The sequence below is a fragment of the Arcticibacterium sp. GJ41-1 genome (genome assembly GCF_055808875.1).
Genome location: NZ_CM147888.1, coordinates 1,758,178 through 1,781,437, shown reverse-complemented (window position 1 = coordinate 1,781,437; position 23,260 = coordinate 1,758,178). Strand labels below are relative to the sequence as shown.

At 37.6% G+C, this 23,260-nt stretch carries 25 protein-coding genes; 13 read left to right on the top strand and 12 right to left on the bottom strand.

Annotated elements, in window-relative coordinates; translation table 11 throughout:
* From AC0L6O_RS07165 to AC0L6O_RS07145, 5 genes are all read right to left on the bottom strand, one after another.
* Complete coding sequence (locus AC0L6O_RS07165) at positions 1-693, bottom strand: potassium channel family protein (RefSeq protein ID WP_473307407.1); 693 nt, start codon at positions 691-693, stop codon at positions 1-3.
* A gap of 113 nt (positions 694-806) precedes the next feature.
* Positions 807-2,609 carry a TrkH family potassium uptake protein gene (locus AC0L6O_RS07160; RefSeq protein ID WP_473307406.1) on the bottom strand — a complete coding sequence of 601 codons (1,803 nt, stop codon included), beginning with the start codon at positions 2,607-2,609 and terminating at the stop codon, positions 807-809.
* Positions 2,610-2,649: 40 nt separating this feature from the next.
* Complete coding sequence (locus tag AC0L6O_RS07155; RefSeq protein ID WP_473307405.1) at positions 2,650-3,918, bottom strand: NAD(P)/FAD-dependent oxidoreductase; 1,269 nt, start codon at positions 3,916-3,918, stop codon at positions 2,650-2,652.
* A gap of 373 nt (positions 3,919-4,291) precedes the next feature.
* The gene (locus AC0L6O_RS07150) at positions 4,292-5,356 is read right to left on the bottom strand and encodes a 4-hydroxyproline epimerase (RefSeq protein ID WP_473307403.1); all 1,065 of its coding nucleotides are present in this window, start codon (positions 5,354-5,356) and stop codon (positions 4,292-4,294) included.
* Positions 5,357-5,358: 2 nt separating this feature from the next.
* On the bottom strand, positions 5,359-6,264 hold the full coding sequence (locus AC0L6O_RS07145) for a dihydrodipicolinate synthase family protein (RefSeq protein ID WP_473307402.1): 906 nt from the start codon (positions 6,262-6,264) through the stop codon (positions 5,359-5,361).
* A 91-nt stretch (positions 6,265-6,355) separates the two neighbouring features.
* Here AC0L6O_RS07145 and AC0L6O_RS07140 point away from each other — a divergent pair, with 91 nt between their 5' ends.
* Complete coding sequence (locus tag AC0L6O_RS07140; RefSeq protein WP_473307400.1) at positions 6,356-6,721, top strand: CoA-binding protein; 366 nt, start codon at positions 6,356-6,358, stop codon at positions 6,719-6,721.
* Here AC0L6O_RS07140 and AC0L6O_RS07135 read toward each other — a convergent pair.
* On the bottom strand, positions 6,718-7,677 hold the full coding sequence (locus AC0L6O_RS07135; RefSeq protein WP_473307399.1) for an NAD(P)-dependent alcohol dehydrogenase: 960 nt from the start codon (positions 7,675-7,677) through the stop codon (positions 6,718-6,720). The two genes, AC0L6O_RS07140 and AC0L6O_RS07135, sit on opposite strands and share 4 nt — an antisense overlap.
* A gap of 174 nt (positions 7,678-7,851) precedes the next feature.
* On the opposite strand from AC0L6O_RS07135, the gene AC0L6O_RS07130 reads away from it, so the two are divergent.
* Both AC0L6O_RS07130 and AC0L6O_RS07125 read left to right on the top strand, forming a co-directional pair.
* Entirely contained in the window at positions 7,852-10,260 is a 2,409-nt protein-coding gene (locus AC0L6O_RS07130; protein ID WP_473307397.1) for an endonuclease MutS2, read from the top strand.
* 2 nt (positions 10,261-10,262) lie between these two features.
* On the top strand, positions 10,263-10,826 hold the full coding sequence (locus AC0L6O_RS07125) for a hypothetical protein (RefSeq protein ID WP_473307395.1): 564 nt from the start codon (positions 10,263-10,265) through the stop codon (positions 10,824-10,826).
* On the opposite strand, the gene AC0L6O_RS07120 is transcribed toward AC0L6O_RS07125, so the two are convergent.
* Positions 10,823-11,251 (bottom strand): DUF4783 domain-containing protein, encoded by a 429-nt coding sequence (locus AC0L6O_RS07120; RefSeq protein WP_473307394.1) that lies wholly within the window; start codon positions 11,249-11,251, stop codon positions 10,823-10,825. The genes AC0L6O_RS07125 and AC0L6O_RS07120 overlap by 4 nt on opposite strands.
* A 91-nt stretch (positions 11,252-11,342) precedes the next feature.
* Between AC0L6O_RS07120 and AC0L6O_RS07115 the strand changes: the two genes are divergently transcribed.
* Genes AC0L6O_RS07115 through AC0L6O_RS07105 form a run of 3 tightly spaced genes read left to right on the top strand, consistent with a single transcriptional unit; the run spans position 11,343 to position 13,451 of the window.
* Positions 11,343-11,858 (top strand): phosphoribosyltransferase family protein, encoded by a 516-nt coding sequence (locus AC0L6O_RS07115; protein WP_473307392.1) that lies wholly within the window; start codon positions 11,343-11,345, stop codon positions 11,856-11,858.
* 12 nt (positions 11,859-11,870) lie between these two features.
* Positions 11,871-12,395 (top strand): hypothetical protein, encoded by a 525-nt coding sequence (locus AC0L6O_RS07110; protein ID WP_473307390.1) that lies wholly within the window; start codon positions 11,871-11,873, stop codon positions 12,393-12,395.
* A gap of 18 nt (positions 12,396-12,413) precedes the next feature.
* Positions 12,414-13,451: a hypothetical protein gene (locus tag AC0L6O_RS07105; protein WP_473307389.1), complete on the top strand. Its 1,038-nt coding sequence runs from the start codon at positions 12,414-12,416 to the stop codon at positions 13,449-13,451.
* A 3-nt stretch (positions 13,452-13,454) separates the two neighbouring features.
* Here the strand turns inward: AC0L6O_RS07105 and aroC are convergent, their stop codons facing one another.
* Both aroC and AC0L6O_RS07095 read right to left on the bottom strand, forming a co-directional pair.
* Positions 13,455-14,531 (bottom strand): chorismate synthase, encoded by a 1,077-nt coding sequence (gene aroC / locus AC0L6O_RS07100; protein WP_473307388.1) that lies wholly within the window; start codon positions 14,529-14,531, stop codon positions 13,455-13,457.
* A gap of 13 nt (positions 14,532-14,544) precedes the next feature.
* Positions 14,545-15,921, bottom strand: a complete 1,377-nt coding sequence (locus AC0L6O_RS07095) for a hypothetical protein (protein ID WP_473307386.1) — start codon at positions 15,919-15,921, stop codon at positions 14,545-14,547.
* Between the two features lie 102 nt (positions 15,922-16,023).
* Here AC0L6O_RS07095 and AC0L6O_RS07090 point away from each other — a divergent pair, with 102 nt between their 5' ends.
* A complete protein-coding gene (locus AC0L6O_RS07090) occupies positions 16,024-17,022 on the top strand; it encodes a WD40/YVTN/BNR-like repeat-containing protein (protein ID WP_473307384.1) in 999 nt (332 codons plus the stop codon).
* A gap of 62 nt (positions 17,023-17,084) precedes the next feature.
* Here AC0L6O_RS07090 and AC0L6O_RS07085 read toward each other — a convergent pair whose 3' ends face one another.
* A complete protein-coding gene (locus AC0L6O_RS07085) occupies positions 17,085-17,972 on the bottom strand; it encodes a dienelactone hydrolase family protein (RefSeq protein ID WP_473307382.1) in 888 nt (295 codons plus the stop codon).
* 171 nt (positions 17,973-18,143) lie between these two features.
* Between AC0L6O_RS07085 and AC0L6O_RS07080 the strand changes: the two genes are divergently transcribed.
* The 3 genes from AC0L6O_RS07080 to AC0L6O_RS07070 are packed head-to-tail and all read left to right on the top strand — an operon-like array spanning position 18,144 to position 20,141.
* Positions 18,144-19,157: a YHYH protein gene (locus AC0L6O_RS07080; RefSeq protein WP_473307381.1), complete on the top strand. Its 1,014-nt coding sequence runs from the start codon at positions 18,144-18,146 to the stop codon at positions 19,155-19,157.
* Position 19,158: 1 nt separating this feature from the next.
* Positions 19,159-19,824, top strand: coding sequence for a DUF6702 family protein (locus tag AC0L6O_RS07075; protein WP_473307379.1), 666 nt, complete (start codon positions 19,159-19,161; stop codon positions 19,822-19,824).
* A gap of 17 nt (positions 19,825-19,841) precedes the next feature.
* Positions 19,842-20,141: an EF-hand domain-containing protein gene (locus AC0L6O_RS07070; RefSeq protein WP_473307378.1), complete on the top strand. Its 300-nt coding sequence runs from the start codon at positions 19,842-19,844 to the stop codon at positions 20,139-20,141.
* Positions 20,142-20,465: 324 nt separating this feature from the next.
* Here AC0L6O_RS07070 and AC0L6O_RS07065 read toward each other — a convergent pair whose 3' ends face one another.
* Positions 20,466-20,831 carry a DUF4386 domain-containing protein gene (locus tag AC0L6O_RS07065; RefSeq protein WP_473308503.1) on the bottom strand — a complete coding sequence of 122 codons (366 nt, stop codon included), beginning with the start codon at positions 20,829-20,831 and terminating at the stop codon, positions 20,466-20,468.
* Here AC0L6O_RS07065 and AC0L6O_RS07060 point away from each other — a divergent pair.
* Entirely contained in the window at positions 20,775-21,005 is a 231-nt protein-coding gene (locus AC0L6O_RS07060) for a hypothetical protein (RefSeq protein ID WP_473307376.1), read from the top strand. The two genes, AC0L6O_RS07065 and AC0L6O_RS07060, sit on opposite strands and share 57 nt — an antisense overlap.
* Before the next feature lie 106 nt (positions 21,006-21,111).
* On the opposite strand, the gene AC0L6O_RS07055 is transcribed toward AC0L6O_RS07060, so the two are convergent.
* The gene (locus AC0L6O_RS07055; protein WP_473307374.1) at positions 21,112-22,299 is read right to left on the bottom strand and encodes a phosphoglycerate kinase; all 1,188 of its coding nucleotides are present in this window, start codon (positions 22,297-22,299) and stop codon (positions 21,112-21,114) included.
* Between the two features lie 283 nt (positions 22,300-22,582).
* Between AC0L6O_RS07055 and rpsF the strand changes: the two genes are divergently transcribed.
* Together rpsF and rpsR are read left to right on the top strand one after the other, a co-directional pair.
* Entirely contained in the window at positions 22,583-22,960 is a 378-nt protein-coding gene (rpsF, locus tag AC0L6O_RS07050; protein ID WP_473307373.1) for a 30S ribosomal protein S6, read from the top strand.
* A 5-nt stretch (positions 22,961-22,965) separates the two neighbouring features.
* Complete coding sequence (gene rpsR / locus AC0L6O_RS07045; protein ID WP_463044806.1) at positions 22,966-23,220, top strand: 30S ribosomal protein S18; 255 nt, start codon at positions 22,966-22,968, stop codon at positions 23,218-23,220.
* The last annotated feature ends 40 nt before the right edge of the window (positions 23,221-23,260 follow it).

The following is a 23,260-nucleotide window of genomic DNA, read 5'->3' as shown; positions in this document are numbered from 1 at the left end:
TTAACCTAAATCGCTTCCAATCATTTTTTGGAAATCTTTAATATTACCCATCATTACCAAAATATCTGATTCGTCAAACTCATGGTCTGGGTCTAAATTCATATCAACCGTGGCAAACTTACTCATCATACCAATAATGTTCTTTTTGGTCTCAAAACGCTTTACAGCTATCAGTTTCAAACCGTAGGTGCTAAAAAAGTCAATATTATCGGCTGTTCTACCCAGGTACCTTTTCGGTACTTCAATTTCCAAAATACTGCAATGGTCAGACAAATCGAAAGATTCTAAAACTCCACTAAGTTCTAGTTGCTTCGCAAACTGTTCAGCCGCAATTTTCTCTGGATTAAAGATAGTTTCAATACCAATAGACTCTAAAACCGTTTGGTGCAATGGATTTATAGCCCTGCTAATAATAGACTTGGCATTATGCTGTTTCAGAAGAGCCGTGGTCAAAATTGATGCTCCCACATCTTCCCCAATAGCCACTATAATTTGGTCTGCCTCTTGAATAGGAAGCGAGTTTAATGCACCCGGTTTTGAAGAATCCAAACAGATGGTATGGGTAATTTTATTCTTTAATTGCTCTACAATCTCCAAGCTATTATCTACCCCAAAAACCTCATGACCTATGGCCGTCAATCGAGTGCTAAGCGTTGACCCAAAATTCCCTAAACCTATAATAATGTATTTCATTCTTTTCTTAAATTTTCAATTGTTGAATCCTTCTCCCTATTTGTCGCAAGTTTGATGTCCTATACTTTAAGCTTTCATCAAACCTCCGACATCCAGTATTCAAATACCCATCATCAAATAATCAAAACGTTTTCCTTAGGATATTGATGAGAACTGCTGTGAATTTTCTTAAAGACTCCAAACAACAAAGTAAACATACCAACTCTCCCTAAAAACATGGTCACAATCAAAACAAGTTTTGAGGCGGTGCCCAACTGAGGTGTCAAATTCATGGATAAACCCACCGTACTATATGCCGAGAAACACTCAAAAGCAATCTTGGTAAGTTCTTGCTGTGGTTCAAATGTACTTATCAGAAAAACTGCCATACCGATAATTAAAAGCGAAAGAAATATCACAGCAAAAGCTCTGTGAATAGATGAACCAGAAATCTCTCTTTTGAAAAGGTCTACCCTCTCTTTCCCTTTGGCTAAAGCCACAATATTAGAAATGGCAATGGTAAACGTGGTAGTTTTAATACCTCCACCAGTACTACTTGGCGAAGCCCCAATCCACATCAATAAAAGGTAAATCAAGATAGTGCCTTGCATCAAACCTCCCATATCTACGGTATTAAAACCAGCTGTTCTTGGTGTAACAGAACCGAAAAACGACTGCACCAATTTCCCAAACATAGTAGGGTGCGGTTGCAATGAATTATTATACTCCGTGATAAAGTACAAAACCGTTCCAATTGCTAGTAAAATCCCTGTAGAGGTAAGCACGAGCCTAGAGTGCACATTCAGGTTTCTGGCCATAAAAATGAACCGCTTCTTAAAAAACAACCAACCTATCAAACTCCTTAAAAGCTTCTTGAAAGTATCATAAAGGTCTATCACCACCGGGAAGCCAATACCACCCAAAATAACTAAAGCACAAATAACGAGCTGAAAGGGATAATTAAAACGAAAACCACCATTAAATAAACCATCAGGAAGGGTACTAAACCCTGCATTACAGAAGGCCGAAATGGAATGAAAAACAGAGAACATCCAAGAATCATAAGAACTCGTAAAGAAAGTTTCATTAGTGGTAAGGTGTATAAAAAATACACCTATAAGCTCAATCACAAACGTGTAACTAACAATTTTAAGGAGCGTTGAGAATAATGAATTTGGTTTATCTGCCTGAATAATATCACTTAAAATAAGGTGATTCCTAAAAGACATCCCTCCTTTAAAAAGGATAGCAAAAAAGTTGGTAAAGGTCATTAAGCCCAAACCTCCAATTTGAATCAAAATCAAGAGCATATCTTGCCCAATGGCCGTAAACGTAGTGGAAGTATCTACCACCGTAAGCCCTGTTACGCACACCGCACTGGTAGCGGTAAATAGAGCGTCAATAAAAGATATTTTTTGAGAAGAAACGTCTGGAATTAAAAGAATGGCGGTTCCGACCAAAATTAACATCACAAAACTCACTACAAAAAGCACAGAAGGTGTCATGCCTTTTCCTCCGAAAATGGCACCTTCTCGCATAAGTCTCACCACAAAAAAGATACTCAATAAGATATAGAGAAACCAGTTTTGATTTATCAGCTCAAAATTTCCTTTCAGATAAAGAAACAGGTACAAAATACCTGCAAAAATCAAGTCTGGCAGATGTGTTCTATCAAGAAGCTTAATTCTTTTTCTAATAAAGTTTTGAAGAACCCATTTGATAAAATATAAAAACATCACCGCAATTGGGATATCTATCAAAATGGTATCTACCCAGTTTTCTACGGCTAACTCTTTTGGAAACGCTATTTGATAAATTACCAATGCAAAGCCCAAAAGCAGGGCACCAAAAATAGCCCAGTCCATCCTTTTAACCACTTTTTCTCTTATGAGAATAAGCTTATCCCAGAAATCGACCAGGTAGTGTTTTAATTTCACTTAGTATAAGTCTTTGTTATCAAGCTTCTAATTTAGGAATTCATTTTTCAAATCTATGAATATCAAACAATCCTATGTTTTGAGATACGTTTTTTTCAAGAATTAGTTCACTCACCATTTGACCCGATATAGGGGCTAAACTAATGCCTAACATAGCATGTCCAGAGGCTACCACCAAATTATCAAGGTGCTTTGCCTTCCCTATATACGGTAAACCATCTGGTGAGCATGGTCTTAATCCGTACCAAATGTCAGCATCTTTTGGCATTCCTACTTTTACTTGACCATAAAAACTTTCACCCGCTTCGGCTATGGCTTTCACACGTTTCTTTTTGATGATGGGGTTAATTCCTGCCAACTCCATTGTTCCTGCAAAACGTACTTTATTATCCATAAAAGGCGTTACCGCCACTTTAGCTTCACAAAGAATAGACGGATGTTTTATATTCTTATTGGCTTCTTGCTCTTGCAGAAAACTATAGCCTTTTCCAGCCTGCATTGGCATTTTAAGTTTGAATAGCTCTGCCAAACCTTCTGACCAGCTTCCTGCGGCCACTACTACTTTTTCTACTTTTATTTCCGACTGTTCTCCTTTTGCGTCTTCTAATTTAAGTTTGTCAATTTTGTTCCCGTTAAAACTAGCGTCAATCACTTTGGTATTATAAGAAAACTGAACTCCCTTAGTAAATAAGAACGTCTTAAGATTTTTGACCAATTTTTGAGGATTACAATGGGAATCATCTGGGTAAAAAACTCCTCCTAACACATCTGGCAAGGCTTCTGGCTCTAATTTATGGACGCCTGCCCTATCCAATACCTCGGCTTTCATTCCCAAATCATGTGCTTTAGCGGCCACCTGAATTTCGTCTTCTAAAAGATGCTCGGTTTTACAAAGCAACAAAAGTCCTTTCTTTTCAAAGTCAAAATCTAGCTCTTGGGATGCCTCCAAATTAAGATACATGGCTCGGCTGGCTACCAAAAAATCTCTTAAAACAGGCATAGCTTCATCTACCTTTCTTTGATTGGCAGCTTGCATAAATTTCCAAGACCAGTTAAGCATTGATAAATCTAATCGCGGTTTAACATAAAACGGACTAGCATCATCCAGCATCCATTTCAGTGCTTTCTGCACCATTCCTGGAGCAGCCAATGGGATGAAGTGACTTGGCGTAATCATTCCTGCATTTTGAAATGAGCATCCGTCTGCACCATCATATTGTTCAATAATTTCTACCTCATGCCCTTCCTTAACTAGGTAGTAAGCCGAGAAGAGGCCTATGATGCCAGAGCCTATTATGTGAACTTTCATTTTTTATTTTCTTACGCTGATTTTATATTCATTTCTTTTTCTTAATCCCGCCTTTTTGACAATAACCTCTTCTTTCGCTGCCTTATTCAGGCGGAACCTACCTTTTTTCATCTGGAAAAAAGTAAGCAGACAGGATTTAAACTCACGAATCTAAAATTGACTTTGTCTTTTTTTTAACCTAATCAAACAGTGCAAGGCAAAACTTGAATCTTATTTAATATTTCAGCTTCGTTCAAACAGTAAATTCTGATATAACGATTGTCACTAAAATCTTTTTTTTTACCTAATCAAACAGTACAAGGCAAAATAGGAATTTATTAAGATCCAGCTTCGCTCAAACAGTAAATCATGATGTAAGGATAAATTACTTTTTTCAAATCACTTGAAAGCCCTCTGCGTAAGGGTCATCTTCTTTGTTTATCGAGATTAGGTTTTCTCCGTACACTTTTGCCCACCCTTCTATGGAGGGTGTAATGGCATCGTAATCTCCTAGTTTCGTTCTTCCTTCTATTCTCCCTTCGAATTTACTGCCTATTATACTTTCATGAACAAACATCTCGCCTTCTTTCAGTTTTCCTTTTGCTGCCCACTGAGCCATTCTTGCTGACGTTCCTGTGCCACAGGGAGACCTATCAATCGCTTTATCACCATAAAAAACAGCGTTTCTTGCTGTTGATTTTGGGTCAATCGTTTCTCCCGTCCACATGATATGGCTTAGTCCGTTAATGCTGCTATCTTCTGGGTGTGTGAAATCATGCGACAGCCTAAGCAATGCTCTTAATTCCCTCGCCCAGCTGATTAATTGCTCTGCTTTATAATGCTCTAAGCCCTTAAAGTTTTCTTGCCGGTCTACAATTCCATAATAGTTGCCTCCATAGGCTACATCTAGTTTTAGTTTGCCTAAAGGCGGAAAATCTACTTCTATATTTTCCTTTGCCAAATAGGAAGATACGTTTGTCAATCGCACACTTTTGACTTTCCCATTCGCATCTTCTGAATAAGAAATCTCCACCAAACCAGCAGGGGCTTCCATTCTTACTTTACCCTTAACTTTTGGTTTGATAAGCCCGTATTCTAAGCCCATGGTAATAGTACCTATGGTACCATGACCGCACATCGGCAAACAACCCGAAGTCTCTATAAAAAGTACCGCCACATCATTTTCCGGCTTATGAGGCGGATAAAGAATACTTCCCGACATCATATCATGGCCACGTGGCTCATACATCAAGCCTTTTCTTATCCAGTCATATTTTTTAAGGAAATCTTGTCTTTTTTCAGACATGTTATTTCCTTCTAATGCTGGCCCACCATGTGCTACCAAACGAACTGGGTTACCACAAGTATGGGCATCAATGCAGTAAAAGAGGTTTCCTTCCAATCTCTTTTTTACAAGGAAACTTTCAGAAACCTCTAATTCTAATGGGTGTGTTGCCATTCTTAAAGTTCAGGTAAAACAGGTCTGTTAGCCAATGATTTTTCAATAATCGCCATTACTTCTGCTCTTTCCTCCCCTACTAAAGGAAGTCTAGGCTCTCGAACCCATTCCGTTCCCATATTTACAGCTGCTTCGGCAAGTTTTATTTTTTGAACAAACTTGTTTCCAATATCTAATGCCAACAGAGGGAAAAACCATCTATAAATCTCTCTTGCTTCCTCTATTCTTCCTTGTTTTACTAATTCGTAAATCACTACCGTCTCTCTTGGGAAAGCATCTACCAAACCAGCTACCCAACCATCGGCACCCATAATAAGGCTTTCCATGGCTAAATTATCTACACCAGAAAGTATCTTAAACCTATCGCCGAATTCATTAATAACCTCCGTCAAATAACGAATATCACCAGTACTCTCTTTCATGGCTTCAAAATGTGCATTCTGAGCCAAATCTTTAAACATATCAATGCTTATGAAATTTCCGTAAGCTATTGGGTTATTATAAGCCATCACTGGCAAATCTGTGGCATCTGCCACAGTATGAAGGTAATGAAGTGTTTCTCTATCATCTGCTTTATATCGCATAGATGGCAATAACATAAATCCTTCTACACCAGACTTTTCACAATCTTGTGCAAAAGCTACCGACTCCGATGTGATGCATTCTGCAATACACATTATCAATGGCATTTTACCAGCAATAGCCTCCTTAGAAGCCTCTACCAATGTCATTTTTTCTGCAGTGGTCAATGTACCATTTTCACCTAGCGAACCGCAAATAATAATGCCATGAACACCAGCTTCTATTTGTTTTTCAATATTGGTTTTGAAAAGGTCTAAATCTAAGCTTTGGTCTTTATTAAAATTAGTAGTTACTGCGGGGTATACACCGTTCCAATCTGGCTTCATAATATTTGGGTTTTCTAAATGAATGTTTGAGCTACCAAATTAGAACTATTTATTAGAATTAATTGTCATTTGGGCACTGATAATTTCGAAAATGACAGAGAAAAATACACTCGTTTTAGGTGCTAGCACCAATCCAACCCGTTACTCCTATTTGGTAGCCAATAAATTAGCCCAACATAAGCACCCCATAACTTTAGTAGGTATAAAAAAGGGCGAAGTAGCAGGAAAAACAATACAAAACAGCACCGATGGAATAGAGGACATCCATACCGTGACCATATATTTAGGGGAGCGAAATCAGCTTCAATACGAAGACTTTCTTTTAGCTTTAAAGCCTAAACGCGTAATCTTCAACCCTGGAACAGAGAATCCATCGTTGATGAAGCGTTTAGAAGAACAAGGTGTAGAAACTTTAGAAGCTTGTACGCTAGTAATGCTTTCTACTGGGCAGTTTTAAACTTTAATAGCCACATTACCTGTCTTCTCTCCTGAGAAAACATAAGTAAAAGCTTCGCCTACTTTCTCTAGAGGATAAACCTTATCAATTACTGGTTTCAAGTCGCCTGATTCCATCAATTTTTTCACAAAAAAAACATTCTCTTTAGTATTTAAAGGCAGCGGAAATATCACTTTCTTTCCTTTTGAAAACTTTCCAATTATGGGCAAAAATAAATTCTGTGACCAAGGGCCTAATTCGGAGGACATGTAAATACCCTTTGGTTTTAAAAGTGGCTTACACTTAAAAAATGTGCTTTTGCCTACGGCATCAAAAATGAAATCAAACTGCGTATCTAATTGGGTAAAATCTTCTGTTTCATAATTAATCACCACATCTGCTCCTAAAGACTTAAGTAGCTTCAAGTTTTTAGTATTACCTACGGCAGTCACCTCCGCCCCAAAATACTTAGCAAACTGTAAAGTAGCCGAACCTATGCCGCCCGTAGCACCATTAACCAGAACTTTATCACCAGCTTTCAAATCAACTTTATTTAAAAAATTAAGCCCGTAATGAGCTCCTTCGGTACAGGCTGCGGCTTCTTCAAAAGTTAGTTGACTTGGTTTTATAGCAAAAGCTTCCTTTTCTGAAAGAACCAGATACTCGGCATGGGCTCTTAATCCATTGGTGTTTAATCCAAAAACTTCATCCCCTTTTTTAAAACTTCTTACGTCTGCACCTACCTCCTCTATAATTCCAGAGAATTCAGTTCCTAAGGTTATGTTTCTTGGCTTAAAAAGCCCCGTCATAAATCGCATAAAAAAAGGTTTCCCGTAGAAAATGGCACAGTCGGTTCTATTAACAGAAGCTGCTTTCACTTTAATTAAAACCTCGTTTGGTTTGGGGCTAGGTTTATCTACCTCCTCCAATTTAAGATGTTCTGGCGAACCGTATTTTAACCACTTTATAGCTTTCATGCTTAAAAATACATCTTCGTAAATGATGTTTAAACCAATAAATTATCAATGGTTGAAATGCACTATAAAAGGCTTGGCTAAAATAACATTGGCTATTTAAGCTTAGTCATATAGGCTTACACTAAGCATTCCCGCTCCTTTTAGCTAATTTTGCGGCAGAACTAATTAGTGTACATGCTTTACCCGAAAAATTTAGAACAAAAACTCGGTTTTGATACCATTAAAGAACTGACTTCCGAACGCTGTGTAAGTGACTTAGGAAGAACCTTCATAGAGAAAATTCGATTTTCAGACAATTACTCTTTGGTAAAAAAGCTAATTGGTCAAACCGCCGAATTTAAGCTAATCATGCAACTGCATTCTGCTTTTCCTGAGCAGAATTACATTGATGTGACTCAGTCACTCATGAGTGCTCAAACTCCGGGGTCCTATCTTTCAGAAGAGTTATTTTTTGACATTAAACTTTCATTAAATACCATTCTTCAAATTCAACAGTTTTTTGAAGGAAAAGAACCACAGTTTCCCTTATTGGTAGACATGGTCAAACAAGCTATTTCGGAAGATTTAGATTTGGTTGACATCATTGGCAATATTGACGGTATTATTGACGAGCGTGGAATTGTCCGCGATAACGCGTCAAAAGAGTTATTTCAGATAAGAAAGAAAATATTATCGGAGCAAAGTTCCGTAAGGCGAACGCTAGAACGAATCTACAAAATGGCCAAAAACTCTGGCTGGATTGGCGAGGATATGTCATTGACCGTAAGGAATGGACGTCTGGTAATTCCTTTATTATCGGAGCATAAAAGAAAAATGAAGGGCTTTGTTCATGATGAGTCAGCCACTGGTAAAATGGCTTTTGTAGAGCCTTCGGAAGTACTGGAAGCTAATAATGAGATTCGTGATTTAGAGATTAAGGAACGTAGAGAAATCATAAAAATCCTCAGAGATTTAACGGCAGATATTCGTCCGCACATTGCTGAGCTTAGACGTGCGTATTTCTTATTAGGTTTGACCGATTTTATTCGAGCTAAAGCCAAACTAGCCGTTGATTTAGACGCCACAGCACCATTACTGGTCAATGAAAGACTCATGGAGTGGACTTTTGCAAAGCACCCTATACTTTATTTGGCTCACGAAAAACTAGGTAAAGCTACCATTCCTCTGACCGTAGAGCTTAATGATGAGAATAGAATATTGATAGTTTCTGGACCTAATGCTGGAGGTAAGTCTGTTATGCTGAAAACTATTGGTCTTATTCAGTATATGGCTCAGTGTGGCTATTTAGTACCTGTTTCTCCTGATTCAAAAATTGGAATTTTCAGAAATTTATTCATTGACATCGGTGATGAACAAAGTATTGAAAATGATTTGAGTACATACAGTTCTCATTTGACCAACATGAATTTCTTTTTGAGCAACGCCAATAAGAATACGCTCTTTTTGATTGACGAATTTGGAACAGGAACTGAACCTAATTTAGGTGGTGCTATTGCGGAATCTCTTCTAGAAGACTTTGTCAAATCAAAAGCCAAAGGGGTTATCAATACACATTATACCAACTTAAAAATCTTTGCCGATAAAAATCGTGGTTTGCAAAACGGAGCCATGAAATTTGATGGAGAACAGCTGGAGCCCATGTATATTTTAGAAATGGGTAAGCCGGGGAGCTCTTTTGCACTGGAAGTAGCCAGTAAAATAGGACTGCCAAGTTATATCACTAAAAGAGCCAAGAAAAAACTAGGAACGCAGCAGGTTGATTTTGAGAAGATGCTGAAAGAACTAGAAATAGAGAAGAAAGTCTTTGCCGAAAAAAATCAAGAGTTCTTAGAACAGAATACGCTCTTGAAACAAAAAATGGAGCAATACACAGGGCTGAAAGCCTTCTTAGATGGTGAACAAAAAAGAATAATAAACGACGCTAAAGCAGAAGCCAAAAGACTGTTAAAAAACAGTAATAAAGCCATAGAAACGGCTATTAGAGATATAAAAGAGAGTAAGGCCGAAAAAGAACAAACGAAGGTTATTCGCAAAAAACTAGAGGTTCTTAAAGAAGAGACTTTAGAGGAGGAAGCCGCCGTTGCCGAACCTAAAGATGTTTGGCAAAATGAGCAAGGGAAAATAGAGATAGGCTCTTTTGTAAAAGTTAAAGGTCAAGAAACTATAGGTGAGGTGATAGCCATCAGAGGTAAAGATTTCGAAGTGGCCATAGGTCAACTGAAAACCAATATCAAGGCGAATAGGCTGGAAAAAGTAAGTAAGAAAACATTCAAAACTGCTACCAAGGAAAAACCTAGAGCCAAAGTAACAGGGGTAGACATGAGTGAAAAGATGGCCAACTTCAGCTTTAACCTTGATATTAGAGGTAAAAGAATGGAAGAAGCCATGTTAGAGCTTGATAATCTTATGGATGATGCCATTATGCTAGGATATAATGAGCTTAGAATAGTACACGGAAAAGGCGATGGTATTTTACGAAATTTGGTAAGAAACCATCTCAAAGAATACAAACAAGTAAAGGGCTTTAAGGACGAACACGCTGACCGAGGTGGGCATGGGGTTTCATTGGTGAGTTTAGTTTAATTATGAAATCAGACAACAGGCAAGAAATAAAGAATTTTTGGGCTTGGTTAGTAAAAAACGACCAGCTGATAAGAAGAGTATTGGAAAAAGGTAGTGAAGCCAAAAAGAAAGAGCTGAGTAATTACTTTGACGAGAAAATCTTATCCTTTGGGCACTTCACTTGGGAAATAAACGATGGCTTTTCAAAACCATACCAATTAGTTATTTCTCCAAACAGAGAATTTGAACTGCTCCAACTTTCAAAAAAGATAATAGCAAGTGCTCCAGAAATGGAAAAATGGGATTTTGCTTATGCTAAAGCTAAGGTAAACTACATTGAACCCTTTAAGATATACGACGAGAATTTAGACGCACATTTGATAAGCACCAACGCATGGGAATTTAAAACAGAGGGCGACACTTTCTATGCCTACGCTCCCAATTGGGTAGAACTAGACAAAGAAACAGAACAGCACATACTGGACTTAGTGGGAACAGCGGTACTGGGAGAAGAATATAGAATATTGAATATTAAGAATTTGATTAGGGTTGAAAATACAGAAGGTGGCGATTTTACCAACCTTTAGTCTTCTCTCATTTGCAAGGTTTTTATACCATAATGATGCCCTGCATCCTCTTTAATGAGCATATAGATTTTGAACTGCTTGTTTTTACTCTTATAGTTTGCCACCGAATAACGTAAGGTTTTTGATGTAGTTCCTTGGTATACGTAGCTAAACTCTACCGGCGGATTAGTTTTAAAGAAAGATGATAAAATATAACCTGCCCTATCTTTAGAGATTTTTGCAAATTCTATTTTTTCAGAGTCTATAACTAATTCTAGCTCATCCGCTAATAAGTCTCCAAGTAAATCTGCATTTCCACGGCTAAACGAACTTTCTATCAAACCCGCAATTTCATTTAAAGAGGCTTGCTCTCTATCGTTGTGATTGTTAAACGCAACTGAATTCGTCAAAAATAGACAAAGCAGTAGACCGTAAATGTATTTCATGTGTTTTATGTGAAGTTTAATACTCCTGACAATTTATATATTGATTAAATTTGCATAAACTGTGCCAGAAACACCGATATACGTAAAGAATATGTTAGATATAAAAGAAGTCCAATTGCTACTAAACCCTGAACAGACCAAACAGAAGATCAGGAGGATGGCCTTTCAAATATTTGAAGACAATTTTAAAGAAAAAAAACTGGTCATAGCAGGTGTTAATGGGCAAGGATACCATTTGGCCGAAGCTATTGTCAATGACTTAAAAGAGATATCTGATAAAGAGATTTTTCTTGCTAAAATCATATTAGACAAGCAGGCTGAAAGCCAACCAGATATTCAAATTGAATGTGAAATAGATACATTCAAAAAGAAAACTGTCATTTTAGTAGATGATGTCTTAAATACTGGAAGGACTTTAGCTTACACTTTTAGACCTTTTATGTCTATTCCTTTAAAAAGACTTCAGGTAGCAGTACTGGTAGATCGAGACTATTTAAATTTTCCTGTTAGAGCTGACTATGTCGGTTATAATTTGGCTACCACACTAAATGACCACGTAAAGGTTATTTTAGATAACAAGAAAGAGTACGGGGTTTACCTGTATTAATAAAAAGCATACATGAAAAAACTACTAAAAGTATTAACACTACTTTTAACATTGCTTTGCTGTCATGGCAAAGCAAATTCTCAAGTTATAAAAAACCTTGGACTTACTGTGAATTACAATTATGGCGTTAAGAATGCTGGTATTGGTTTACGCTATTACGTAGCACTAACTGAAAAGCTATCTCTTGTTCCCCAACTAAGGTATCAGCCGGCCTTTAACACCATTCATGAGGCGTATGCTGGGCTAATGTTGCATTACTCCATTTATGAAAACAGCTCCCTCGGGATTTATGCCTTGGCAGGTGGTGAGGTAAACTATTGGTTAAATTACACCCCTACCCTAAATCCTAAGGCAAAGGAAATGAATGCCTTACCCGAGCTAGGTGCTGGAATTCAAATTCCTTTTAACAAGTTTATTATTTTTACTGAATTGAAATACAACCCTATTTGGAATGAAGCCTTCTCCGAATTGGGCATTAGGCTTACGCCTAATAGAAGACGTAAAAACAAACAGCTTAAATGCCCTAAATTCATTTAACAAACTCATTTTAATCCGATGAAATACAAAATCACATTCTTCCTTTTTTTCATAATTACTTTGGGCTGCTCTGATGACCGACTAAAACCTTTAGAGAAAGAAACCGATGTTGAAGTTGAAATTCCAGAAATAGGCTCGGAAACTGAAGGTGAGCCTGAACCAGAGCCAGAAGAAATTGATTTTAAAAATAATACGGAGGCATCTAATCTCTTTTTAGCTCAACCCGCAAAAATCCCTGTCAATATAGATAACAGCATGCCATTTGTCAGTGTAAATGGCACTCAGGTTTATGTAGAGGTAGAAAAGTTTGTCAAAAAGAAAGATAATTCCCCTGTTAGTTTCCCCGTAAATATAGAACTGATTGAGCTTTTTAGTCCTGGCGATATTATATTAAATGGAAAACCCACCGTTTCTAATGGAAAGCTTCTGAAAACTGGTGGTGAAATATTCATACGAATCACAAAAGATGGTGATGAAGTAATTCTTAAGGATGACCATTACCTTAGAATAAAAATTCCAACAAAAAGCCCTGACAATAAGATGAGGCTATTTACCGGCGAAGAAGATGTGGAGGGAAACTTAAACTGGGAAGAAGAACCTCAATGGATAACCTATGAATGTAATTATGACAAAGAGCGACCAGATATCGGTATTGATAGCAATTGCTTTAATACAGAGAGATTGTCACTAACCGTAAATGACAATAACTATGAATTCTTTACTGGTGATTTAGGATGGATTAACTGCGACCGTTTTCTTAACGATGAAGGCCCTCTAACTACCATTAGCTTTGAGGCTAAAGACGCACCATTGAATGCTATCCTTTTATACTTGTATTTTCCTGATATAAATTCAATTATAGCAGTAAGAAATGGAGTGTCTCTAGAGGTACCAATAGGCCAAAATTACACCTATGTAGCTTATGCTGTATCAAGTAATGACCTAGTGTATGCCGAATGGAAAGAGGATTTAGTAGTAGCCGAAAACCAAAAAATCGAGTTAAACTTGGTGGAAACTACGCCCGAAGCCTTACTCGATTTTTTAGATAATTTATAATTCTTACTTATCAGCCTTAGCTCTTAAGTAAAAATCAACAAGCACTAAGGCAGCCATGGCTTCTACTATAGGTACAGCCCTTGGCAGTACGCATGGGTCATGTCTTCCCTTGCCCGATACCGTTACAGCTTCACCAGCGGCATTTACACTATCTTGGTCTTTCATGATAGTAGCTGTAGGTTTAAAGGCTACGTTGAAGTAAATATCTTCGCCACTGCTAATACCGCCCAAAATACCTCCAGCATGATTGGTTTTGGTTTTAACCTCACCAGCTTCATTGGTATAAAATTCGTCGTTGTGCTCTGAGCCATACAGTTCAACACCGTCAAAACCACTGCCGTACTCAAAACCTTTAACGGCATTGATACTTAACATGGCTTTGCCTAATTCGGCATGAAGTTTATCAAAAACAGGCTCACCCCAACCTACAGGCACTCCTGAAGCTACGCAGGTAATTACACCACCAATAGAATCACCTTTTTTACGGGTATCATCTATATAATCAAACATCTCTTGAGCCATAGCGGCATCAGGACATCTTACGGCGTTATCGTAACGCGTGCTTAAATCTAACTCCGAATAAGGCTTATCCAGTTTTAACCTACCCACCTGTTTTACGTATGCGGCTATTTCTATGCCCATGTCACTCAAAATAGTTTTGGCTATGGCTCCTGCAGCTACTCTAGCAGCGGTTTCACGAGCTGAGCTTCTTCCGCCACCTCTATAATCTCTGTTGCCATATTTAGCAGCATAGGTATAGTCTGCATGAGAAGGTCTAAACTTATCGGCTATGTGGCCGTAGTCTTTGCTACGCTGGTCTTGATTGTTTATTACCAAAGCTATTGGTGTTCCTGTGGTTTTACCCTCAAAAACTCCTGACAGCACATCCACACTGTCTGCTTCTTTTCTTTGTGTCGTAATTCTGGACTGGCCAGGCTTTCTTTTATCTAATTCGGCTTGTATAAACTCCTCATTAAATTCTACACCTGCTGGGCAGCCATCTATCACTACGCCTATGGCCTTACCATGTGACTCTCCGAATGTAGAAATATTGAAAATTTTACCGTAAGTGCTTCCCATTTTTTGTGGTTTGTTATTCGCGTCGCTGTCTTCTAAAATCAAAAATAAAGAGCATTCCTACCAACATCAAAAAAAGTAGCACATTGATAGAAACTTTTACAATGCTTCTATAATTAATACTACGCTCAGAAATGCTTCTTTGCTCTAAATTATCGTACACTCCTTTTGAGTTTACTGCCGATGTTTCTATCCTCTCTCCTGTCACTATAAGGCTCTGTTTAGCCTTTAAGGTATCATATTCCTGTTTTTGAGTATCGTAATAAACCCAATAGAAATAGTTACCCATGTCAAAATAGCCCGAGTCTTTAGGAAAAACTTTAAAGGTGAATGTTTTTTCACCTGATATATAGCCTTCTGTTTGGGTATATTCTGTTTGTGGTGGATAGAAATCAAAATTCTTATCGTTTTCGGGTTTATCAAAAAGCATGGTTTTGACATTCCCTTCTCCTTTGATATTGATGCTGTAGCTTAATATTTTCCCTGTTTTAACAGCACCTACTTTACTCAATTCTTTCAGCTTAAACTTTCCTACCGCTACTCTGTCCTTTAAAGGATGCTCGGGTAATGCAGATACATTCACCGTATAACCTCTACTAAAAAACGACCGAACCTCCACCACCCTGCTGCTATCTGCTCCTATAGAAACTTTATCCATATTTAATCTGGCAGAAGATAATTCAATGCTTTTTTGTGATAATGGATAGTAGACACTTTCAAAAAACTTATACTTGATATAGTTTTTACCCTTTACCACCGCTGGTTCAGGTTTAATATCAATTATCTCTCTTCTGCTTTCCAAACAATTATCTGGTTTCAGTTGATTGCTAATTTGATTGATTTGCTGTGTCAAATTCTTTGGAAACTCCCAAGAGGCTGTATTGTCATCAGAAACATAAAAAGCCAGATTTACCCTAAAGCCCTCTCCTACTACAATGTTTGATTTATCTACAAACAAAAACAAAAGAGCGTCTTCATTAGTTATCAGCGTATCTACCAATTCGGTATCTAAAGGATTTTCAGAGTTACTAACTGTAAGCTCTTCGGCATCTAGCAATAGTGCTTTCCCATTGACCAAAAACTCATATTCAGGTAGGTCAAAAGTACCCCACTTTATGGCTCTATAGTTTTGAGTGACAATGTGCTGCAAAATAGTTTTGTCATCTATTTTGACATTTGCATGAGAAACAGACCTTCCTTCTTTTTGAAAACCTTCTATTTGAGGAAAGGCTTTTACGTTGGAGTTTTGAGAACCTTTGATGTTGATTTTTATACTAAAAACATCACCCACTTCCATGACCTTTGAAGACGTAGATATGCTTATATCGGCTTTCTCTTGGCAAATACCAGAAAGACCAATTAGAAGTAAGAAGCACGTATGTATCCAACGCATCTCGCAAAATTAGTGAAAGCCTTAAAAATCTATTACTTTAAAAGTTTTAATTGTGCATTTATAACGATACTGCTCTAAAAGCATGTCAATTCTTTACAAAAAATGAAATTCAAGTTTCTACTTCTCTGCCTTCTAGCCGGTCATGTTACTTTTTCTCAATGGGAAAAGCTTGATATTGGCACCTCTGCGTCGTTCCGTTCTATGGATGTATTTAGTAAAAAAGTAGTTTGGGCTGGCGGCTCAAATAATACAGTAATAAAAACACTAGATGGAGGAAAAACCTGGCAACAGTATACTGTCAACCCAGAGATAGCTTTGGATTTTAGAGGCATTAAAGCCATTGACAAGAAAACTGCTATCATAGTAAGTGCGGGTTTAGCCGAAGAAGGGCAAGCCAAAATATTTAAAACAGTGGATGGCGGAATAACATGGCAACTCGTTTTTGAAACAAAAGAGAAAGGCGTTTTCTTAGACGGCATTGCTTTCTTTGACAAAATGCATGGCCTAGTAATAGGCGACCCTATTGACCATCAGGTTTATATTTTAGAAACCAAAGACGGCGGTAACACTTGGCAGCGAATGTCAAGCAATTTGTTTCCAAAGACAAAGGAAGGTGAAGCATCTTTTGCGGCTAGTAATAGCTGTTTGGTAACTTATCAAAACGAAGCTTGGTATGCCTTTCAGAGTAGGATACTTCACACAGCAGACCAAGGTAAATCTTGGGAGATTTTAGAGAGTAAATTTCCTTCAGGAGCTACTAGTGGCATATTTGGTTTACACTTTTGGTCTAAAAACGATGGTGTTCTTTTAGGAGGCGACTATAAAGATGACAAAACGAAGCAAGTCAATTTTGCTAGAACCATAGATGGTGGAAAAACTTGGAAAACTCGAGAAATCAATCCGCAAGGTTTAAAAGAGTCGGCCGCTTTAAGTGGTGAGAAATTAATAGTAACTGGTACTTCTGGCACTTCCATTTCTCCAGATTATGGTAAGACTTGGAAAACCATTGACACAGAAGCCTTTCATGTGGTTCGCTGTGCAGGGAAACACTGTTATTTTATTGGAGCAAAAGGGAGCTTTGCAAAGATGCGTGTAAAATAAAACCGAGACTAAGGTCGTAACAACCTAAGTCTCGGCTATGAGGATATTTAAATCCTAATTACTTATGAAAGTTTATCCTTAAAGAAATCAACTGTTCTTTTCCAAGCTAAATCCGCCGAAGGCTTATCAAACCTTGGTGTGGTATCATTATGAAAACCATGATTAGCTCCTTGATAAACAAAGGCACTATAACCTTTACCGTGTTTCTTTAAGGCCACCTCGTAATCTGGCCAGCCAGCATTCACTCTGGTATCCAAACCTCCATAGTGCAATAGTAAAGGAGCATTTATTTTGGGCACATCCTCTTTATCTGGCTGTCCACCATAAAAAGACACACTTGCAGCTAAATACGGCACTTTCACCGCCATCATATTTGCCACCCAACCTCCAAAACAAAAACCAACTACACCTACTTTACCATTACAGTCTTTATGACCTTTTAGATAATCTGCGGCAGCAATAAAGTCTTCCAACATTTCGTCTCGGTCTCTTTGCTTTTGCAATGTTCGTCCTTCGTCATCTGTTCCAGGATATCCGCCTAATGGCGTCAAAGCATCGGGTGCTATAGAGATAAAACCTGCCAAAGCTGCTCTTCTTCCTACATCTTCTATATAAGGATTTAACCCTCTGTTTTCATGCACTACCACTACGCCACCTAGCACGTCTTTGGCATCAGCAGGCATAGAAAGCAAAGCCTTTATTTCTCCACCTCCTTTTGGTGAATTATAGGTTATAAAGCTTGATTTAATTCGAGGGTCGTCTGGCTTTATTTGTACCTGCCCTTTATAGTCAGGCATCAAAAAACTCATTAAAGACGCTACCGTAACTGAACCTACAGCATATACGCCCAACTGCTTCATAAAACCTGTTCTGTCTATTCGGTTATGAGCATAATCGTCATAAAGGTCAAATACTTCCTGCTTGATATCTTCTTTTTTTATCTTTTTCATAAGGCTGTATGTTTGATATAAGTAATATAATGATTTTCAAGCTATAAGACAACAAAAACGCAATAAAGTGACCACCATATCATCGGCTTAAAAAAAATATTTTCAATCTACAGAGCAAGTTTTCTTTTCCTTTTTCATCAAAGAATTAGAACAACAAAAAAATCAAGATCTATGAAAATATTCATAAGTGCCATCTTCTCATTAATCTTAATGGCGAAGTCATGCAAATCAGACTCCACAGCCGAGCCTGGTGAAACAGCACAAGAAGTAGATGCCTCATTATTTTTAAGTGATGCTATTTCGGTAACGCTAGTAGACTGCATATTATCAGACGGTTCTAGTGCAGAATGCTACCAAATAGTTTCAAACGGTTTAGCATCTGACCATGAAATGGGTCCATGGTGCCCTACCACTATAACAGACGATGCCGATGCGGGCGGAATTTGGTTAGAAAACGGAAACGTATACGATGTAGACGGTGAATTTGTGAAAAATATGGCGACATTTTACAATGATAATACTTGGAAAATGTATGATGCCGATGGTAAGATTTACAAAACAGAAACTTTAGAAGACTGTAATAATGCCGCTAACCCAAATGTGGGTGCGGAGTATGCCAACTTTTGTGTAGAATGTTTGCCTTCCTACATCTCAAACGTGAGCCAAACTTACCTAATACCTAAAACTCCAGTAATGACAGCCGAAGCTACCCTATTTGGAGGAGCTGGCGGACCACCAGACGGAGGTGCAGGCGGACCTCCTCCAGGTGGAGACATGGGTGGCGAACCACCACTAGATGCTATAGGCGGCCTTTCTGCTCGTGGCATCGCCTTTAACGGAATTCCTTTTGACGCTCCCGCTCCTACTGATGCTATTCTTGGTGCTTATACACTTGCTCCTTTTGATGATGCTGGCGGCCATATTAATCTAAATGCGGGCTACCATTACCATGCTGCCATGGGTAAGACTACTAAGTTTAATCAGCCTGACGGGCATGCAGCCATGATTGGTTACGCTATGGATGGCCATGGTATTTATGAGCAATTAAACGAAGATGGTACCGAACCTACAGACCTAGACGAGTGCCGTGGACATACCGATGCCACCAGAGGTTACCATTACCATGTTTCGTCTCCTGGAACAAATAATTTCTTCAACTGCCTAAAAGGTGCTTACGTTAATTGATATGAAATTGACAAGTTTAAAATACGCCTTTAAAAGTGCTCTTGTCTTGGTATTATTGTCAATACCAATGACTACATGGGCACACCAGCCTGACATTTCATCCACTATGTTGGTTGAAAACGAAAACAGCGAATGGATTTTAAGAATTACATGCTCTGCCTCAGCTTTAGAATATGAAGTAAAGAAAACTTTTGGAGCAGATTCTTATAAATCAAAAGAGGAATTTGAAAGCTTGGCTCTTAAGCTTGTTAGAGAGAATTTAGAGCTAGTAGCAAATGAGAATGAAAAACTAAACCTAAGTGCCGACATGGTGAAAATAGGTCATGAGACTCAAATTCTTTTCAAAGTTTCAGAAATGCCTAAGGAGTTCAATTCTATTACGGTTAAAAACAGCTCTTTTAAAGATATTCATCATCACCAAAGTGCTTTGATGGTTTTAAGAAAGGGGTTTGAGAAAAAGCAGTTTTTACTCAACAATGAAAACGGTAACACCCTAAAACTAAAAGCCGAATCTAATAAATGGGTAATGACATCAAATCATGACTTTCAGATAGCAGACACTCTGAAATTAATGGGCATTGCTTTTATTTTATTCGTCATGATATTTATGAGCTATAAAGTTTATAAAAGTCGCCATTACACTCTATCAACAAACAAAACAATTTAATTACACTCATTATGAAAATGACAAAATCGAAAATAGCATTTTTAGCACTACTAGCTTTAGGAGCCTGTAAAAGCACAGAAAAGAAGCAAAAAAGCACGGGAGCGAATAATCAAGCTGAGAAAATGTTCTTACAAATGGATGCTAACAAAGACGGTAAACTTTCAAAGTCGGAAGTAAAAGGTCCTTTAGCTAATGACTTCTCTAAAATTGATCTTAATAATGATGGTTTTATTTCAAAAGAAGAGCTCAACAAAGCACCAAAGCCCAATAGACCACAGCAAGGAAGCGGCAGACCTCAAGGCCCTCCAAGGAATTAATACCTACCTAAAAAAGAAAAGCCCAAGGCGTCGGAATGACATCTTGGGCTAAATTTATTATTGGAGGCTTCTTAAGATTTACTCTTCTTTAAACGCTTCTCCTCTTTTTTCTCCTTTGGAGTTTTAACTGCTACTTTTTTTACGCTCTTTTTGGCGTCTTTGCTTTTTGCCATAATTTTTCAATTTAAAATTGGCTCAAAGGTGGGAATTATTCTCGAATTAAAACTAGAATCATTTCAGCTTTATTTTTCAAAATAACTCTAAAAGCAAAAGACAATGTCTTAATAAGAAGACTAGAAGACTCAAAAATGCCTTATCAATATGCTAAGAAACTCCCTTTTTAAACTTTGAAAAGCTAAAGGGGTTAGCACCTAGTATTAGTAGCCAAAGACATATTCCAAACTCCCCTATTTGAGAAGGCAAGCCCGCTATATCGGACAGAACGGTATCAAAATAATTTTCTATAAATAATCTTCCGGCAAACTCCACCAGATAACCCACACAACCCAGCATCAGAAATACACCCAAAAGCTTTGGCAAAAATCCCGATTTAAAAACTAAATAGCCAAATGGGAAAAGCCATAAACCCCAGAATACAGAATTGACATGAATTCCGTTTCCATAAGATTCTAAATGAAGCATAATCTGGGTTTGAAGGTTTCCCTGATTAAAGTATTCGGGTTTTGTTATATGATTATAAATGTTTGGGTAACGGAAGAGCCACAGCTTAAGGGATATGGATTTGACCTCTGGATAGTCTATGGAATTTGGATTCTGCTTATTATCGGACTTTTCCCATTATGTAAATGGTATGATAATTATAAGCGAAACAATAGAGACAAATGGTGGCTAACTTATCTGTAGCACCCAGAGCAAGTTCTAATTTCCAGCAAAGCTGAAAACAAAAAAGTCGACTCTCCGATAATTATCGGAACTGAGTCGACTTTTTCTATAGAAATAAATCTAATTCTTAACTAAGTGCCGCTACACCTGGCAATACTTTTCCTTCCATGTATTCTAATAATGCTCCACCACCAGTAGACACATAAGATACACGCTCACCCATACCTGCATTATTAATAGCAGCTGCAGAGTCACCTCCACCTATTAATGAGAATGCATTATTTTCTTCAGTAGCTTGAACTACTGCATCAGCAATAGCCTTAGTTCCTTTAGCAAAATTCGGGAATTCAAATACACCCATTGGTCCGTTCCAAAGAACAGTTTTTGATGTTTTGATAGTTTCTGCAAATAACACAGCCGACTCAGGTCCAATATCTAAACCTTCCCAGTCTGCAGGTATTTCACCTCTTTTAACCACTTGCGTATTAGCATCATTGCTAAAGTCATCAGCTATTAGGTTATCCAAAGGCATTATGATTTTAACACCTTTCTCTTTTGCTTTTTCTAATATAGAAAGAGCCAACTCTTGCTTATCGGCTTCTAAAAGAGAATTTCCTATTTGACCACCTAAAGCTTTAGTAAAAGTATACGTCATACCTCCACCTATTATAAGGTTATCCACCTTATCAAGTAGTTTTTCAATAATTAAAATCTTGTCAGAAATCTTAGCACCACCCATTATAGCAGTGAAAGGTCTTTCAGCGTTTTCAAGAATATGCTGAGCATTGTCAATTTCAGCCTGCATTACATAACCACAAACTTTATCGGTAAAGAACTGACCTATTACAGCTGTAGAAGCGTGAGCTCTATGAGCAGTTCCGAATGCGTCATTAACCCAAACATCACCTAGTTTTGAAAGCTTTTCAGCAAAATCAACATCACCCTTAGTTTCTTCTTTATAGAAACGAAGGTTTTCTAACAATAGAACTTCGCCAGGCTTAAGTGCTCCCGCTAATTCTGAAGCTTGCTCTCCGATACAATCATCTGCAAATTTTACAGAGACTCCTAAAATCAAAGATAAAGCCTGAACGATATGCTTTAAAGAATACTTTTCAGTAGGTCCGTCTTTTGGTCTACCTAAGTGCGACATCAGAATACAAGAACCACCATCTTCTAGAATCTTTTTGATAGTTGGTACAGTAGCTTTAATCCTTGTGTTATCCGTTATTTCAAATTGATCATTTAAAGGAACATTGAAATCAACACGAACTAAAGCTTTCTTGTCTTTAAAATTATACGAGTCAAGTGTTATCATATTGGATTAGAAATCTTGTTTTGTTATACTCTTTTTTTCGAGGAAACAAATATAATTCTATGCTTCAATCTTGAAGAAGATTGCTATGGCTAATTAACCTTACTACACTAATTCTATTTATATTGTGCAATAAATTGTATAGAAATTTCTACTTGCTACCCATATACATAAACGACATAGCTATAAAAGCTTAGTAATAAATAACTAAATGATTGCATTCGCGGTAAAAAGTCGTACTTTTGCACCTCATTTTTGAAAATAATTAATAACAAACAAAATTATCATGTTTCAAAACCAGTACGAAGCAGTGTTCATTTTAACTCCCGTTTTATCTGAGATTCAGATGAAGGACGCTGTGGATAAATTTAAGAAAGTGCTGACTGATAATGGAGCTGAGTTAGTTAACGAGGAACATTGGGGCCTTAGAAAACTAGCATATCCCATTCAGCATAAATCAACGGGTTACTACCAGTTGTTTGAATTCAAATCAAACACCGACTTAGTGGCTATTTTAGAATTAGCGTATAAGCGTGACGAGCGTATCTTGCGTTTCCTAACTACTAAGTTAGACAAACATGCCATAGACTACGCCGATAGACGTAAGAATGGTAAAATTGGAAAGAAAAATCAGGACGCACCTAAAGAAACTCAAAACGCTTAATTATTATGTCATTAGTAAACGAAAGAGTAGAACGTAAAGATAGAGTACAAAAAAAATACTGTCGCTTCCAAAAAGCAGGTATTAAATATGTAGACTATAAAGACCCAAATTTCCTTTTGAAATTTGTGAATGAGCAAGGTAAAATACTTCCTAGAAGATTAACTGGTAACAGTTTGAAATTCCAGAGAAAAGTATCTGTAGCTATCAAAAGAGCAAGACATTTGGCTTTGATGCCTTATGTAGCTGATGGCTTAAAATAAGATTAGTCAAGAGAAAGTCTGATTAGACTTTTCGCTTTTA